Below are 15,262 nucleotides of genomic sequence, written 5' to 3' on the forward strand. Positions count from 1 at the left end.
TCATTTCAGGGCTGATCAAGGACCTTTATACCTGCGGAAAAATTTTTCCAGGCAGTCCAGGTAGCTCTCCCGGCTCTGTTTGTACCCTGAGTTGTGGTCCCCCTGGATTTCCAGAAAATACCTGGGTTCCCGAGCCTCGGAGTACAGGGCCCGGCCGTGCCTGTAGGGAACGATCTCGTCCTGGGGGCTGTGGATGACCAGCACCGGGGCGGAAAAGTCCTGCAGCTTGGAGCGGGTGTCGTAGCTGTACCTGGCCAGAAGTTTTACCGGAAGAAAAGGCATGAGGTCCCGTCCCAGTTCCGGGATACTCTGAAAGGTGGATTCCAGGATTACTCCGGCGGGCTTCTGGTGTACAGTTAGTTCCGCTGCCACAGCACCTCCCAGGGAGCGGCCCATGATAAAGATTTCACCCGGGTCGTAGCCTTTTTCCCGCGTAAGATGATTCCAGGCGGCCTGGACATCAGTGTAGGTGCCTTCTTCGTCCGGAGAGCCGCTGCTTTTACCGAAGCCCCGGTAGTCGAAGATAAAAACGGACATGTCCAGGGAATGCAGAAAATCCAGGGTGGTCAAACGGTGGGAAATGTTCCCGGCATTGCCGTGACAAAAGAGCACCACCCCCTTTTCTTCTTTTGCCGGGACAAACCAGCCGTGAACAAGGACATCGTCCGGGGTGTCCAGGTAGACTTCCTGATAGTCAAGGCCGATATCCCCCGGGCTTGCGACCAGTTCCTGGTGGGGGACATAGACCATGCGAGACTGAAATATATAGGCGTATCCCAGAAATATCAGGTAAATAACCGCGGCTACACCGAGGGCTGTACCAAAAAATTTGAGCATAAATCCACCTTTGATGAAGTGATCTTTTAAAACCATTTCCCAAGCAGACGTCTCAAGGGACCGGCCCCCGCCGGAAGGCGGGCTGCTTTCAGGTCCATATACGAATGGTCCGGCGTCTGCCACGGCTGTTCATTAATATCCCCGGCCAGGCTGATCAAGCGCTGGATGCGGTCCTCGGTGCGGGGATGGGTCAAAAGAAAGGACGGCAGGCCAGACTTTTGTCCGGGCCACATAAACCGGTCCAGCCAGGACCGGGTGGTGTACTCAAGCTTGGCCAGGGCCCGGGCCAGGCCCATGGGATCATTGGTAAGCATGGCCGCGTCCATGTCGGCATCGAATTCCCTGGTCCTGGACAGGGAAAGCTGCATGATGGTGCTCAGGGTGGGGGCAAAGATGAGCAGGAAGATTATCCACCAGGATATGTGATAATCCTGCGTAAGGATCAGGGGAAGGTTCAAGAGAAGCAGAAACTGCCCCGTGAGAGAAAGCAGCCCCGTGACCCTGTTGGCGGCTTCAGCCAGGTTCATGATCCATATATCGTTGTTGCGGACATGGCTGATCTCATGGGCCATAACTCCCAGGATTTCCCTGTAGCTGAGGCTTCTGAGCATGCCGTCGGTGAGGGCTATGGCTGCATTTTTCTTCTGGCCCACGGAAAAAGCATTCACCACCGGGCTGGGAATATAAAAAAGCGCCGGCTGAAAAGACAGTCCGGCCCTGGAGGACAGTTCCCGGGTCATGGTGTGCAGCCTGGGAGCGTGACTGTAGTCAAGCAGGCGTGCATTGTGCATTTTCAGTACTGCCTGCGGTGAGATGCGCGAAGTGATTATGACCACGGCGGTCCCGATGATAAAGGCCCAGACAATCCCAGGCCTGCCGGCTATAAGCCAGCCCAGCAGGCACAGGATAACCGCCATGCCGGTCAGGATGAGCACGGAATGCAGCAGATTTAACCATTTGTGGCTTGTGTAGGTGTTGATGTTCATTTACCCTGCCTTTGTAATTAACCTTAAAAAACAAACCATGCGAGTGGATTCATGAAGATAATGCCCATGCCCCAGGATTTGCCTGAACCGGTGCTGACCCCCAACGCCAAGACCGTACTGTCCAAGAGGTACCTGCGCAAGGGCGATGACGGACAGCCCCTGGAGGATTTCAAAACCATGTTCTGGCGAGTAGCCGCCAGCGTGGCCGGTGAGGAGGATAAATACCAGGAATCGTCTTACAACAGCCTGGACCTGGGCCGCAGTTTCTATCAATTACTGGTGGAAGGCAAGTTTTTACCCAATTCCCCCACCCTTATGAATGCCGGGACCGATCTGGGACAGCTGGCGGCCTGTTTTGTCCTGCCGGTGGGCGATTCCATGGACGAGATTTTCGACAGCATCAAGAACGCCGCCCTGATCCACAAGTCCGGGGGCGGAACCGGATTTTCCTTTTCCCGACTGCGGCCCAAGGACAGCCGGGTGGGTTCCACTGGGGGAATCGCCTCGGGGCCTTTGTCCTTTTTAAAGATTTTTAATACAGCCACGGAGCAGGTCAAGCAGGGCGGGACCCGGCGCGGGGCCAACATGGGTATTCTGCGGGTGGATCATCCGGATATCATGGATTTTATCCGGGCCAAGGAGCGCGACGGAGAGCTGAACAACTTCAACCTCTCAGTGGCCCTGACCGAAAAATTCATGCAGTCCGTGGAGTCCGGAAGCGATTATCCCCTGACAGCACCGCAGAACAACCAGGAAACAGAAAGGCTCAATGCCAGGGAGGTCTTTTCCCTGCTGGTGCACAAGGCCTGGGAGTCAGGCGATCCCGGAATAATTTTTCTGGACCGCATCAACAAAGACAATCCCACGCCGGGACTGGGGGAAATGGAAAGCACCAATCCCTGCGGGGAACAGCCCCTTCTTCCTTACGAAGCCTGCAACCTGGGCTCCATAAACCTGGACAGGTTCTACTCCCCCACGGCCGAGGACGGCATCGACTGGGAGGGACTGCGAGAAGCCGTTCACCTGAGCGTGCGCTTTCTGGACAATGTAATAGACCTGTCCAGGTATCCGCTGGAGCGCATTACAGAGATGGTGCACAAGACAAGGAAGATCGGCCTGGGAGTAATGGGATTTGCAGATCTTTTGTTTCAGCTCAGGGTGGCTTACGACAGTCACCGGGGGCTGCAGCTCGGGGAGAAAATAATGGAGTTCGTGCAGCGCGAATCCAGGTCCGCCTCCAGGATACTGGCCCAGGAAAGGGGGCCTTTTCCGGAATACGAACATTCCATTTACGCCAGGCAGAACCTGGGACCATACCGCAATGCCACCACTACCACCATAGCACCCACAGGCACCCTGTCCATCATTGCCGGATGTTCATCGGGCATCGAGCCCATTTTCGCCCTTAGCTTCACCCGCCAGGTGCTGGACGGGGAACGTCTCCTGGAAGTTAATCCGCACCTGGAAGAGGCCCTTAAAAATACCAGGAGCTACAGCGACAAGCTTATGGAGGATGTGGCCAAAAAGGGCAGCATCAAGCAGATGGAGCACCTGGACCAGGACCTAAGAGATGTTTTTGTAACCGCCATGGACGTGCCCGCCCAGTACCACCTGAAAATGCAGGCTGCTTTTCAGAAGTATACGGACAATGCTGTATCCAAGACGGTCAACCTGCCCTTTGATGCCACCCAGGAAGATGTATGGCAGATTTACTGGATGGCTTACGAAATGGGCTGCAAAGGGGTGACGGTCTACCGTGACGGATGCCGGGCGGAGCAGGTTCTGAGCACCCAGGACGGGGAAAAGGCCAGACAGGACCGGGCCTCGGGCAAGAAAAGCATAAGGGAAAGGCCGGAGGTGGTGTACGGGTTCACCCAGAAGGTCAAGACAGGCCTGGGCGAGCTTTATCTGACGGTCAACGAGGTGGATGGCAAGCCTTTTGAGGTCTTTGCCACCATAGGGCGCTCGGGGCGTTCCATTACGGCCAAGGCCGAGGCCATCGGCCGGCTGGTTTCCCTGGCCCTGCGCTCTGGAATAGACGTGGTGGATGTGGTCAAGCAGATCAAGGGGATAGGGGGAGAGCACCCGGTTTTTCAGAAGAAGGGGCTTTTGCTGTCCATCCCGGACGCGGTGGGCTGGGTTTTGGAGAACCGGTACCTGCAGGGCCACAGTTTTAAATCGGACATAAACGGACTTAACAAGCCCAGTTGCCCGGAATGCGCTGCAGAGCTTCTTTTTCAGGAAGGCTGCTTTGTATGCCAGGCATGCGGCTATACCAAGTGCGGGTAATGATACAGGTAAAACATCTGTCCCACTCCTTCGGCCGCTATTGGGCCCTGAAGAACATCAGCTTCTCCCTGGACAAGGGCGATTTTCTGTTTCTAACCGGGCCTTCGGGGGCGGGCAAGACAACGCTCATGCGGCTCCTGCACGGCAGTCTGCCGGTGCAAAGGGGCATGGCTTCCATAGCCGGTTTTGACCTCAAGTCCCTGCCGGAAAAAAGGCTGTACCAGCTGAGGAGGCAAGTGGCCATTGTCTTTCAGGACTTCAAGATCCTGCCCGACGAAACTGTCTGGGACAACGTGGCCCTGCCCCTGCAGGTCCGGGGCATGGTGCCGGGTCAGGTGCACAAAAGGGTGCGCGCTGTGCTCAGAAGCCTGCGCCTGGACAACAAGTCCTGGTGCCTGTGCCGGGAGATATCCGGGGGAGAGCAGCAGCGGGTTGCGGTGGCCAGGGCCGTGGTCATAAACCCCAAGGTCCTTCTGGCGGACGAGCCCACGGGAAACCTGGACAAAAAACTGTCCATGCAGCTTGTGGAGGTCTTCAGGCAGTTTCACCTGCATGGTACGACCGTGGTTCTGGCCACCCACAACGAGGAACTCATCAACTCCCTGCCCGGGGCCAAGATACTCTGCCTGCGCGAAGGTGCTGAAGCCGGCTGCAACTGGGAGTCCGCGGAGGATTAGACATGCGCGTTTTAGCCAGGCTTTTTATGCAGGGGCTGGCCAATCTGGGCCGAAACAGGTGGGCGCAGTTCTTCACTTTGAGTACTGTCGCCTTTACCTCGTTTATGGCCGGGATTTTTCTGCTGGCCCTCTACAACGTGCATCTGACGGCCCAGAGTACGCAGGAGGATATACAGTTTCAGGTCTACTGGGATTCAGGTCATCCCCAGCAGGAAGTTCAGGAGCAGTGGGAGGAGATAAAGTCCTGGGATATAGGCGGAATCAACACCTTTACCCCGGACGAGGCGCTGAAGTCCCTGGCTGAATCCATTTCCGGGGACATGGATGTCAGCTACCTGTCCCGGGAAAACCCTCTGCCGGCAACAGCCCTGGTGGAATTTTCCCTGGAAGGGGAAAACAGCCGGGACCGGGCTCAAAAGATGCGCAGCAGGCTTATGGACCTGCCCGGGGTGGAGAGGGTCAGCTACAACCCGGTTCAACTGGACCTGGCCAGGACCTGGGTGCGGGTCAGTTCCGGCATATTCTGGCCCCTTATAGGGCTTATGCTGCTCATTACCGGGCTGGTGGTGGCCAACACCCTGAAGCTGAACCAGATGCAGCGCAGGGAGGAAGTGGACATTCTGGCCCTGGTAGGAGCCAGCGGCAGGTATATTCAGTTTCCCCTGCTGGTGAGCGGGGCATTGCAGGGTTTTCTGGGAGGGGTTATTTCTCTGGGGTTGCTCAAGCTCCTGCATCTGACCCTGGAAGATGTGCTTTATTTTCCACCGCTTTGGATCAGGATCGAATTTCTGCCCCTGCCTTATGCCCTGGCTATTCCGGGGGTCCTGACCCTGGTGGGCATTCTGAGCAGCTTCCTGGCGGTGAGGGGAAGGCTCAGATAAGTATGCAGGATTTATCCCAGGTGCTGAACCTGAAGCTGGCCGGGCACAGGCTGAAACTAAAAAGGCAGGCCGACCTGGAAACCCTGTGGTCCGGCTTGGAAGAGCCGTCCAGGGACATGGACCAGGAAAGAATCCCCTACTGGGCCGAGGTATGGCCCTCCAGTGTACTTCTGGCCGAACACCTGGACCGCAGCCGGGAACTTATCCGGGGAAGACTCTGCCTGGAAGCGGGGTGCGGCCTGGGAGCCACGTCAATACTGGCCTCAAGGCTGGGAGCCAGAGTGGTGGCCGTGGATATGGAGCCCGATGCCCTGGTTTTTGCCAGGCAAAGCGCAAAGGCCAACAACACCCCGGATGTACTCTGGGCGGGCATTGACTGGAAGCGAGGCGGACTTAAGAAAAACCTGTTCGAGTTTATCTGGGCTGCTGACGTCTTGTACGAGACCGGCTTCGCCCTGCCCCTGGCGGGGTTTTTCCGGAACTGTCTCGCTCCGGGGGGCCGCATCTGGATAGCGGACCAGAACAGAAATGTGTCCGCAGATACCTGGGCCAGGCTTTTAAGCCAGGGTTTCAAAGCAAAAGAGATTGAAGAGCGAAGGGTAAGCTGGTTCGGTCAAAAGGCCAGCGTAAGGCTGGTGGAGCTTGTGCGGCGGTAAGGCAGCAGCATGAGAAAAACAAAAATGAGCAAGAATTTCAGATTGATAGCACAAAATAGACTGTAAATAGTTACAAGACGTTATAAGCAAGGGAGCAGAAAATGGGAGAAACCATACGTTTCGGAGTATCCCTGGACCTGGATCTTTTGTCCAGGTTTGATCAGCTGTGCTCGGATAAAAGCTACCAGACCAGGTCCGAGGCCATCCGGGACCTCATCCGAAATGCCCTGGTGCAGCAGCAGTGGGAGGAGGAGTCCCAGGAGAATGTGGGCGTTCTTTCCCTGGTCTATGACCACCACCAGAGCGATCTTGTCCAGAAACTGACCCGGATTCAGCACGATGCCCTGGACCTGGTGATAACCTCGCTGCACGTGCACCTGGATCATGACAACTGCCTGGAGGTGCTGATTCTGCGGGGGCCGGGCCGGGATATCCGGCAAACGGCCCAGAAGCTCTCCTCCACCAAGGGAGTCAAGCACGGCAACCTCAACATGGCCACTACAGGCAAGGATTTGCTCTAATGCAGGATGTTCAGAGCGGTATGCCGGAGTTCCCCCTGCCTATAGACAGGGTTGGCGTCAAGAACCTAAAGCTGCCCCTGCTTGTCCAGGACCGCCTGCACGGGCAGCAGCACACAGTGGCGGATGTGGACCTTTGCGTGGATCTGCCAGGAGAGTTCAAGGGCACTCATATGAGCCGTTTCCTGGAATCCCTGAGCCACTGGTCCAAGGTTCTGACCTATGAGAGCATCAAGGAGCTCCTGGCGGAGATCATTCATCGACTGGAAGCCCAGAAGGCCCTTCTCCGCTTTGATTTTCCCTATTTTTATTCCCGCAGGACCCCGGTAAGCGGGCATGAATTTTTGATGGATTATAAATCCTTTCTGGCCGGAGAGTTTTCCATGGGGGAGATCAGGATGACCCAGGGCGTGGAAGTGCCGGTAATGACGGTCTGTCCCTGTTCCCTGGCCATCAGCAAGCAGGGGGCCCACAGCCAGAGGGCCTACGTGAAGATCAAGTGCGGCTACAAGGGGCTCCTTTGGCTGGAAGAACTCATCGACACAGGCATGAGTGCCGGATCTTCACCGGTTTATCCTCTGCTCAAGCGAGAGGATGAAAAGTATGTAACTGATGAGGCCTTTGCCAATCCGACTTTTGTGGAGGACGTGGTGCGGTGTGTGGCTTTCAGCCTGAGCAGACATCCCCGGATCATCTGGTATGAAGTGGAGGTGGAAAGCTTTGAATCCATCCACAATCACAGCGCCTATGCCACCATTACCGGCAGAGGAAAGCATTAAAGTCCAGGGTTTGATTTTATCACCTGATACGTGTATTGAAAAATCCGGTTTCTAAAGAAAATTAAATCAGGAGCATATATGGCCAAGAAAACCCAATCTGCCGAAGATGTGCGCAAGGAGGCCCTGCAGACAGCCATTACCACCATAGAGCGCAAGTATGGACAGGGCTCGGTCATGCGTCTCTCTGACGAGGCGCATCAGGCCATCCCGTCCATTCCCACCGGCTCCATAGGGCTGGATCTGGCTCTGGGCATCGGAGGCATTCCCCGGGGCCGGGTTTCGGAAATCTACGGGCCTGAATCTTCGGGCAAGACCACCCTGGCCCTGCATGTAATTGCCGAGGCACAGAAAAAGGGAGGGGCAGCGGCATTTATAGACGCCGAGCACGCCCTGGATGTAAACTATGCCAAACGCCTCGGGGTAAAGACCGAGGAACTGCTGGTTTCCCAGCCGGACTACGGGGAGCAGGCCCTGGAGATCGCCGACCTGCTGGTGCGCTCCGGGGGGTTGGACGTGATTGTTGTTGACTCTGTGGCCGCTCTTATTCCCCAGGCCGAGCTGGAGGGCAGTATGGGCGAAAGCCAGGTGGGCGGGCAGGCCAGGCTCATGTCCCACGCCATGCGCAAGCTCACCGGGACGATTCACCGCTCCAAAACCTCTCTTGTTTTCATCAACCAGATCCGCATGAAAATCGGTTCCATGGGGTACGGCAGTCCCGAAACCACCAGCGGGGGCAATGCCCTCAAGTTTTACGCCTCGGTGCGCCTGGACATCCGCAAGATCCAGACCTTGAAGGACAAGGATGAAGTAGTGGGTAACCGGGTCAAGGTGAAAACCGTCAAGAACAAGGTGGCCCCGCCCTTCCGGGAGACCCAGTTCGACATCCTTTACGGCCAGGGCATCTCCAGGGCAGGGGAGCTTCTGGACATGGGAGTGGAGCACGGGGTGGTGGACAAAAGCGGGGCCTGGTTCGCCTTCGGCTCCGAGAGGCTTGGCCAGGGCCGGGAGAACGTGCGGTCTTTTCTGCAGGATAATGATGAGATCCGCATGAATATTGAAAACCAGCTTTTGACCCAACTGGGCGTTGTGCAGCCGGAAGAGGAAGCCCAGCAGGGACAGAGCGATTCCCAGGACAGGAGTTGACTGGTGCTAAGTGCAGCAGAGATCAGGGAAAAATTTCTAAATTTTTTCCAGGAAAACGATCATACTGTGGTCCCCAGTTCTTCGCTTATACCAGCGGACGATCCCAGCCTGCTTTTTACCAATGCCGGCATGGTGCAGTTCAAAAAGGTTTTTCTGGGCCAGGAGAAAAGGGACTATACCCGGGCTGTAACCTCCCAGAAATGCCTCAGGGTGGGGGGAAAGCACAACGACCTGGAAAACGTGGGACGAACCAGGAGGCATCACACCTTTTTCGAGATGCTGGGCAACTTTTCCTTTGGTGACTATTTCAAGGAGAGAGCCATAGATCTGGCCTGGACCTTTCTGACCCGGGAGCTGGGACTGGAGAGGGACAAGCTTTTTATTACCATATTTGCAGACGATGACGACGCCCACGGTCTGTGGCAGGAAGTGGCCGGGGTTTCCCCGGACAGGATTCACCGTCTGGGGGAAAAGGACAACTTCTGGTCCATGGGGGATACAGGTCCCTGCGGGCCGTGTTCGGAGGTGCTCTATGACCAGGGAGAAGGCATGTCCTGCGGACCTGACTGCGCCATCGGGGTCTGCGACTGCGACCGCTACCTGGAGATCTGGAACCTGGTGTTCATGCAGTACGACCGGGACCAGGAAGGCAACTTAAATCCTCTGCCCCGGCCCAGCATAGACACGGGCATGGGCCTGGAGCGCATCAGCGCGGTCTGCCAGGGGGTATATTCCAATTACGACACCGATCTTTTAAAAAGCCTCATAAAGGATACAGCCCGCAAGTCCGGCAAGGAATACGGCCGGGACCGGGATGACGACGTGGCCCTGGCCGTAATCGCCGATCACGCCCGGTCCTCGGCCTTTATGATCGCCGACGGGATACTGCCCTCCAACGAGGGACGCGGCTACATCCTGCGCCGGCTTATCCGCAGGGCGTTTCGCTTCGGCAGGCACTTGGGGCTGGCTGAACCTTTCCTGCATCAGACAGTGCAGGTGGTGGTTCAGGATATGTCCATGGCCTACCCGGAGCTGGAAAAAAGCCGGGATTTCATGGTCCGGGTCATCCGGCAGGAGGAGGAAAGGTTTTCCGAGACCCTGGAGAAAGGCCTGGTTCTCCTGGAAGAAGAACTAAAGAAGCTGGAATCCCTGCAGGTGAACACCGTGCCCGGGGAAACGGCCTTTAAGCTTTACGATACTTATGGATTTCCCCTGGATATAGTAAACGATATCGCTGAGAAACGCGGCTTCAGTGTGGACGAAGCCGGCTTCCAGGAGTGCATGCAGGATCAGCGGCAGAGGGCCAGGGCCGCCTGGAAAGGATCCGGGGACGCCGGGCTGGGAGAGGTCTTGAGCAGTCTGGAGGGGGAGTTGCCGCAAACCAGTTTCGTGGGCTACGACCGCCTCCAGGAGCAGGGGGAGGTCGTTCTTCTGGTGGACCAGGAAGGCCGCAGCAGGGAGGCTCTAAGCCAGGGGGAAAAGGGCTGGCTGGTGGCCTCCAGGACACCTTTTTATGCCGAATCCGGCGGTCAGGTGGGAGACCGGGGGCGTATTCAGGGGGCCCGGGGTCAGGCCATGGTCCGGGACACTCAGGACCAGGCCGCAGGTGTTGTGGCCCACCAGGTGGAGATAAGCCGGGGAGAGGTGCACAAAGGCGATGTGGTGGATCTGACTGTTGACGAAGGACGCCGGGTGGCCACGGCCAGGAATCATACCGCTACGCATCTGCTGCACCTGGCCCTGCGCCGGGTTCTGGGCGAGCACGTGCACCAGGCCGGATCCCTGGTGGATGAAAAAAGGCTCAGGTTCGACTTTACCCATATCCAGGCCCTGACTGCGGAAGAGATGGAGCGCATCGAAGAAGAGGTCAATGCCGCCATTTTATCCGATTACCAGGTGCAGGTAAGGGTAATGGACTATTCCCAGGCGGTGCAGGAGGGGGCCATCGCCCTGTTCGGCGAAAAATACACGGACAAGGTCCGGGTGGTTTCGGTGGGCAATATATCCATGGAGCTCTGCGGGGGCACGCACCTGGATTCCACGGCCCAGGCCGGGACTTTCTGCCTGGTGAGCGAGTCAGCAGTGGGTTCGGGGATGCGCAGGATTGAAGCCCTTACCGGCTGGGATGCCCTGAACTACTGGAGGGGCATGCGCAAAAGCGTCACTTCCCTGCAGGAGACCCTGAAGGTCGCCCCGGATCAGCTTGTGGACAAGGTCCAGGCCCTGCAGGAGCAGATGCGCGAGCTGGCCAGGGAAAACAAGGCCCTGTCCCAGAAGATTTCAGCTGAGCAGGGCAGGGATATCGCCTCGGAAAAGAAGATGGTGGGCCGTGTGCCGCTTGTTGCCCGCAAGGTGGATGTGGGCGACGTGGAAGGACTCAGGAGCCTTATGGATGATATCCGGTCCAAGCTGGATACCGGTGTGGCCATGCTGGGCACCAGGAACAAGGGCAAGCCCACGCTTCTTCTGTACGTGAGTAAAGACCTGCACGAGAACTTTACCGCCCCGGAGCTGATCAAGGAAGTGGCCAAGGAGATCAAGGGCGGAGGTGGCGGACGTCCGGATCTGGCCCAGGCCGGAGGCTCCGATGCCCAGGGCCTGGACAGGGCCATAGAGCGCCTGGAGGAAATACTGGCTGAGCGCATGATGTAACTGTGGGCAGGAATCAGAGATCAGAGGGCAGGAAGTTAATCTCTGCTCTTGCTGTGGTAATGGGCAAAAGAAGAATGCAGTTGCATCGGCGTACAGGGTGGAATGAGCATCAGGCATAGGCCTGCAGCATGGGCGGCCGGGGCGGAGCAAGATCCATGTTTTTCTGCTTCTGGTAGGCCCTGGAAGCGGTACCCGGATCCGAAGTGCCGGGGTTGAAGGCCTGGGGATCGTTTGAGGATAGCCTGTGTACGTCTCCTGCTTCATGCATGGCGTGTACAAACTTCTGCTCCGGGGCAAGTCCTTGGGGGGGCTTTGGCAGTTCAATTTTTTCACTTGTGTATTCAAGGGAAATGTTTTTCCACTTGAAGCCCATGGACTTCTGGGTACTTTTTACCCTGGTCATACCCTCGGTTTTTTCCGCAGGACAGGTCTTTTTGTCCACCAGGGAGTAGAAAGAGGCCGGAGGACCGGCAGCAGATGTTATTTGAGTCATAAAGCCTGCTCAAAAAATTATGCAGGGGCAGGGTTAAATACCCCTGATTTCATATATCAATTATTTTATAACTATTTATCTGTTTCAGGCAAGATTTTTTTTGCCTGAAAAAACGGACGGATTTTATGGGAAAAATAATCCAGAAGAGAGTTTTGATCCCCAAAAGAGTTACAGAGATGACCATAAAAGCACCGGTGATTGCCTCCAAGGCCAGGCCGGGCAATTTCGTGGTGCTGCGGCTGAGCATGAAAGGAGAACGTATTCCCCTGACCATTGCCGATGCAGACCCGGAAAAAGGACATATTGTCATCGTATATCTGATAATGGGCAAGACCACGGCCCTTCTGGATACCATGAAAGAGGGGGATGTGATCCTGGATCTGTGCGGCCCACTGGGCCGGCCCACCAGCATTAAAAAACAGGGTACAGTGGCCTGTGTGGGTGGCGGAACCGGAATCGCCGCCCTGCACCATATAGCCAAGGGCAATTTTCAGGCGGGAAACAAGGTTGTCTCAGTTATTGGAGCCAGGAGCAAGGATCTTTTGCTTTTCAAGCCGGAGCTGGAAAAGATCTCCCACGAGGTCCTGGTGTCCACCGATGACGGCAGCATGGGGTACAAGGGCGTGGTCACCGAGGTGTTAGAAGAGTACCTGGACCGGGACCCGGATGTAAAAGAGGTCATCGGTGTGGGGCCGGTGCCCATGATGCGCTCAGTGGCCAGGGTAGCCCAGCCTTACGGCATAAGGACCCTGGTGAGTCTTAATTCCATTATGGTTGATGGAATCGGCATGTGCGGCTCCTGCCGGGTGAACGTGGGCGGGGAGATACGCTTTGCCTGCGTGGAAGGCCCGGAATTCGAAGCTTCCCAGGTGGATTTCGATGAACTCATGATGCGACTGCAGGCCTTCAAGTCCCAGGAAAAAGAATCCATGGAACTGTTCGAGAAAAAAGAGCTGTCGTGATTATGCAGAAAAAAGCCAAGACCAAGACCAAGATCAGTCCCAGGGTTTCCATGCCCATGCTGGACGCTGTGGAAAGGGGCAGGATGTTTTCCGAGGTGGCCCTGGGCTACACCCTGGAACAGGCCGTTTCCGAGGCAAAGCGCTGCCTGCAGTGCAAAAAGCCCACCTGCATCAAAGGCTGTCCCGTGGACGTGGACTGTAAAAGCTTTATCCGCATGGTGGCCGACAAAGATCTGGCAGGGGCCTTTGCCAGAATCAAGGAAACCAACAGCCTGCCGGCCATCTGCGGCCGGGTCTGCCCCCAGGAGAACCAGTGCGAAAAGACCTGCAAGCTCAGGCCCACTGGACAGCCCATAGCCATAGGACGTCTGGAGAGATTCGTGGCGGACAACTACTATGCCCATACCTCGTGCGAGGAAGAGACCGGCGCTGATTCCTGTGTTCCCATTGATGAGAGCCTGAAAGTTGCAGCCATTGGTTCCGGGCCCAGCAGTCTGACCCTGGCCGGATACCTGGCCGCCAACGGAGTCAAGGTAAGCGTATATGAGGCCCTGCATTCACCGGGCGGGGTGCTACTTTACGGCATACCGGAATTCAGGCTGCCCAAGTCCGTGGTGCAAAGGGAAATAGATTCCCTGAAAAACCTGCAGGTGGATTTTTTGTGCAACTACGTGGGCGGAAAGAGCATGACCCTGCCCGAGCTTTTCCAGCAGGGATACAAGGCGGTGTTTCTGGGAGTGGGGGCAGGACTGCCCAGATTCATGAATCTGCCAGGAGAAAGCCTCATCGGGGTTTACTCCGCCAACGAATACCTGACACGGGTCAATCTCATGTTCGGTTACAGGTTCCCGGAATACGACACCCCTGTTCCCCCGGGCAGAAACGTGGTGGTCATCGGAGGGGGCAACGTGGCCATGGATTCGGCCAGGACCGCTCTAAGGCTGGGTGCGGAAAGGGTGCGGGTGGTATACCGGCGCACCAAGGGGGAGATGCCGGCCAGGCAGGAAGAACTGGAGCACGCCCTGGAAGAGGGCATCGAACTGGAGATTCTTTCGTCTCCCCTTTCCTTTCACGGCGATGACCAGGGGGTGCTAAACAAAATGGTCCTGCAGCGCATGGAACTGGGCAGCCCCGACGACTCCGGGCGCAGGCAGCCCGTACCCATAGAAGGCGACACTTTTTCCCTGGACACTGACCTGGCCATTATGGCCGTGGGAACCGGGGCCAACATGGTCCTGACCCAGACCACCCCTGAACTGGAGCTGAATGAACGCGGCTATGTCCGGGCTGACCCCGAAACCGGGGAAACCAGCATGAACATGGTCTTTGCCGGGGGAGACATCGTAACCGGAGCTGCCACTGTGGTGGAGGCCATGGGTGCTGGCAGGCGCTCGGCCAGGGAAATCCTGAAAAGGATCAAAGGATAATACTCATGTCGCAGATTGCGGGCGTCAAATTCAGGGACCAGGGCCAGATTTACTACTTTCAGGCCTCTCCCTTTGTGGTCAAACCCGGAGACGGGGTCATTGTCAAGACCCAGGAGGGACTGGGACTGGCCATCGTGGTCCAGGTCAGGGACACCCTGCCGGAAGGTTTTGCCCTTGAGGACCTAAAGCCCATATTCAGGCTGGCCAATGAAGAAGACTTCAAGGTCCAGGAGGAAAACAAAGAGCTTGGCCGGGAGGCCTTTGCCTACTGCAAAAAATGCCTGGCAGAGCGCGAACTGGACATGAAGCTGGTGGATGTGGAAGTCTTTTTTGACCGCAGCAAGATAATCTTTTACTTTACCGCCCCCGGCCGGGTGGATTTCAGAGACCTGGTCAAGGAACTGGTCAAGGTCTACCGCACCAGGATAGAGCTGCGCCAGATCGGGGTCAGGCACGAGACCCAGATGGTGGGAGCCCTGGGCAATTGCGGCCAGGTATGCTGCTGCCGGCGGTTCATGCGCCAGTTTGCCCCGGTGACCATCAAGATGGCCAAGGATCAGAATCTCTTTTTAAATCCGGCCAAAATATCCGGGGTCTGCGGCAGACTGTTGTGCTGTCTTAATTTTGAACAGTCCCACTATGCCCAGTTCCAGAAAAAGCTGCCCAAAATGGGCAAGAGATATAAGTGCCGGGAGGGCTATCTCCGGGTCATCCGGGCCAATCTTTTCCGGGAAAGCCTCACTGTCCTGGACGAGGAAGGTACGGAAAAGGAGGTCCCTTTGCAGGACTGGCAGCAGATGCTGCAAAAGCCGGACAAGAAGAAGGAAAATAAATAGCAGCAGTTGGCGCTGATTGTTAACTAAATCATGCAGGAGGCATGCAAGTTGGATAGTTTTTTTGTTTCCACTCCCATATACTACGTAAATGCCAGGCCGCACCTGGGCCATGCCTATACCACAATC

At 56.5% G+C, this 15,262-nt stretch carries 15 protein-coding genes; 12 read left to right on the forward strand and 3 right to left on the reverse strand.

From position 1 onward, the window contains the following. Nucleotides 1-15: 15 nt before the first annotated feature. Together D5S03_RS10060 and D5S03_RS10065 are read right to left on the reverse strand one after the other, a co-directional pair. Complete coding sequence (locus D5S03_RS10060; protein ID WP_287043794.1) at nucleotides 16-837, reverse strand: alpha/beta hydrolase; 822 nt, start codon at nucleotides 835-837, stop codon at nucleotides 16-18. A gap of 26 nt (nucleotides 838-863) precedes the next feature. Further along, entirely contained in the window at nucleotides 864-1,823 is a 960-nt protein-coding gene (locus D5S03_RS10065) for a zinc metalloprotease HtpX (RefSeq protein WP_287043796.1), read from the reverse strand. A gap of 51 nt (nucleotides 1,824-1,874) precedes the next feature. Here D5S03_RS10065 and D5S03_RS10070 point away from each other — a divergent pair, with 51 nt between their 5' ends. The 8 genes from D5S03_RS10070 to alaS all read left to right on the forward strand — a co-directional run bounded on the left by D5S03_RS10070 (nucleotide 1,875) and on the right by alaS (nucleotide 11,418). Next, on the forward strand, nucleotides 1,875-4,112 hold the full coding sequence (locus D5S03_RS10070) for a vitamin B12-dependent ribonucleotide reductase (protein WP_287043798.1): 2,238 nt from the start codon (nucleotides 1,875-1,877) through the stop codon (nucleotides 4,110-4,112). Then, nucleotides 4,112-4,789, forward strand: a complete 678-nt coding sequence (locus D5S03_RS10075) for a cell division ATP-binding protein FtsE (protein WP_287043800.1) — start codon at nucleotides 4,112-4,114, stop codon at nucleotides 4,787-4,789. The genes D5S03_RS10070 and D5S03_RS10075 overlap by 1 nt, the downstream gene beginning before the upstream one ends. Before the next feature lie 2 nt (nucleotides 4,790-4,791). Beyond that, entirely contained in the window at nucleotides 4,792-5,670 is an 879-nt protein-coding gene (locus D5S03_RS10080; protein WP_287043802.1) for a cell division protein FtsX, read from the forward strand. 2 nt (nucleotides 5,671-5,672) lie between these two features. Beyond that, nucleotides 5,673-6,326, forward strand: coding sequence for a class I SAM-dependent methyltransferase (locus D5S03_RS10085; protein ID WP_287043803.1), 654 nt, complete (start codon nucleotides 5,673-5,675; stop codon nucleotides 6,324-6,326). 101 nt (nucleotides 6,327-6,427) lie between these two features. Further along, on the forward strand, nucleotides 6,428-6,847 hold the full coding sequence (gene nikR / locus D5S03_RS10090) for a nickel-responsive transcriptional regulator NikR (RefSeq protein ID WP_008869773.1): 420 nt from the start codon (nucleotides 6,428-6,430) through the stop codon (nucleotides 6,845-6,847). Then, nucleotides 6,847-7,623 carry a GTP cyclohydrolase FolE2 gene (gene folE2, locus D5S03_RS10095; RefSeq protein ID WP_008869772.1) on the forward strand — a complete coding sequence of 259 codons (777 nt, stop codon included), beginning with the start codon at nucleotides 6,847-6,849 and terminating at the stop codon, nucleotides 7,621-7,623. Before nikR ends, folE2 begins: the two co-directional genes overlap by 1 nt. A 78-nt stretch (nucleotides 7,624-7,701) precedes the next feature. After that, nucleotides 7,702-8,766 (forward strand): recombinase RecA, encoded by a 1,065-nt coding sequence (gene recA, locus D5S03_RS10100; RefSeq protein WP_287043807.1) that lies wholly within the window; start codon nucleotides 7,702-7,704, stop codon nucleotides 8,764-8,766. 3 nt (nucleotides 8,767-8,769) lie between these two features. After that, nucleotides 8,770-11,418: an alanine--tRNA ligase gene (gene alaS, locus D5S03_RS10105; protein WP_287043809.1), complete on the forward strand. Its 2,649-nt coding sequence runs from the start codon at nucleotides 8,770-8,772 to the stop codon at nucleotides 11,416-11,418. Between the two features lie 109 nt (nucleotides 11,419-11,527). Here alaS and D5S03_RS10110 read toward each other — a convergent pair whose 3' ends face one another. Beyond that, on the reverse strand, nucleotides 11,528-11,911 hold the full coding sequence (locus D5S03_RS10110; protein ID WP_008869769.1) for a hypothetical protein: 384 nt from the start codon (nucleotides 11,909-11,911) through the stop codon (nucleotides 11,528-11,530). 125 nt (nucleotides 11,912-12,036) lie between these two features. Here D5S03_RS10110 and D5S03_RS10115 point away from each other — a divergent pair, with 125 nt between their 5' ends. From D5S03_RS10115 to D5S03_RS13845, 4 genes are all read left to right on the forward strand, one after another. After that, a complete protein-coding gene (locus tag D5S03_RS10115; protein ID WP_287043810.1) occupies nucleotides 12,037-12,873 on the forward strand; it encodes a sulfide/dihydroorotate dehydrogenase-like FAD/NAD-binding protein in 837 nt (278 codons plus the stop codon). Nucleotides 12,874-12,875: 2 nt separating this feature from the next. After that, complete coding sequence (gltA, locus tag D5S03_RS10120; protein WP_287043812.1) at nucleotides 12,876-14,300, forward strand: NADPH-dependent glutamate synthase; 1,425 nt, start codon at nucleotides 12,876-12,878, stop codon at nucleotides 14,298-14,300. Between the two features lie 5 nt (nucleotides 14,301-14,305). Further along, nucleotides 14,306-15,136: a PSP1 domain-containing protein gene (locus D5S03_RS10125; RefSeq protein ID WP_353745154.1), complete on the forward strand. Its 831-nt coding sequence runs from the start codon at nucleotides 14,306-14,308 to the stop codon at nucleotides 15,134-15,136. Between the two features lie 48 nt (nucleotides 15,137-15,184). Then, the coding region (locus D5S03_RS13845) for a class I tRNA ligase family protein (RefSeq protein ID WP_502697120.1) at nucleotides 15,185-15,262 on the forward strand (78 nt) is incomplete at its 3' end.

The organism is Desulfonatronospira sp. MSAO_Bac3, from assembly GCF_003838035.1.
In the GTDB taxonomy this organism is placed as follows: Bacteria; Desulfobacterota; Desulfovibrionia; order Desulfovibrionales; family Desulfonatronovibrionaceae; genus Desulfonatronospira; species Desulfonatronospira thiodismutans.

What these genes read in the sequence shown, in the direction of transcription:
- nikR (WP_008869773.1), top strand. Translation starts at nt 6,428, where the DNA reads ATGGGAGAAACCATACGTTTCGGAGTATCCCTGGACCTGGATCTTTTG.
- D5S03_RS10125 (WP_353745154.1), top strand. Translation starts at nt 14,306, where the DNA reads ATGTCGCAGATTGCGGGCGTCAAATTCAGGGACCAGGGCCAGATTTAC.
- D5S03_RS10060 (WP_287043794.1), bottom strand. Translation starts at nt 837, where the DNA reads ATGCTCAAATTTTTTGGTACAGCCCTCGGTGTAGCCGCGGTTATTTAC.
- D5S03_RS10085 (WP_287043803.1), top strand. Translation starts at nt 5,673, where the DNA reads ATGCAGGATTTATCCCAGGTGCTGAACCTGAAGCTGGCCGGGCACAGG.
- D5S03_RS10065 (WP_287043796.1), bottom strand. Translation starts at nt 1,823, where the DNA reads ATGAACATCAACACCTACACAAGCCACAAATGGTTAAATCTGCTGCAT.
- D5S03_RS10115 (WP_287043810.1), top strand. Translation starts at nt 12,037, where the DNA reads ATGGGAAAAATAATCCAGAAGAGAGTTTTGATCCCCAAAAGAGTTACA.
- recA (WP_287043807.1), top strand. Translation starts at nt 7,702, where the DNA reads ATGGCCAAGAAAACCCAATCTGCCGAAGATGTGCGCAAGGAGGCCCTG.
- folE2 (WP_008869772.1), top strand. Translation starts at nt 6,847, where the DNA reads ATGCAGGATGTTCAGAGCGGTATGCCGGAGTTCCCCCTGCCTATAGAC.
- D5S03_RS10070 (WP_287043798.1), top strand. Translation starts at nt 1,875, where the DNA reads ATGAAGATAATGCCCATGCCCCAGGATTTGCCTGAACCGGTGCTGACC.
- D5S03_RS10110 (WP_008869769.1), bottom strand. Translation starts at nt 11,911, where the DNA reads ATGACTCAAATAACATCTGCTGCCGGTCCTCCGGCCTCTTTCTACTCC.
- D5S03_RS10080 (WP_287043802.1), top strand. Translation starts at nt 4,792, where the DNA reads ATGCGCGTTTTAGCCAGGCTTTTTATGCAGGGGCTGGCCAATCTGGGC.
- D5S03_RS10075 (WP_287043800.1), top strand. Translation starts at nt 4,112, where the DNA reads ATGATACAGGTAAAACATCTGTCCCACTCCTTCGGCCGCTATTGGGCC.
- gltA (WP_287043812.1), top strand. Translation starts at nt 12,876, where the DNA reads ATGCAGAAAAAAGCCAAGACCAAGACCAAGATCAGTCCCAGGGTTTCC.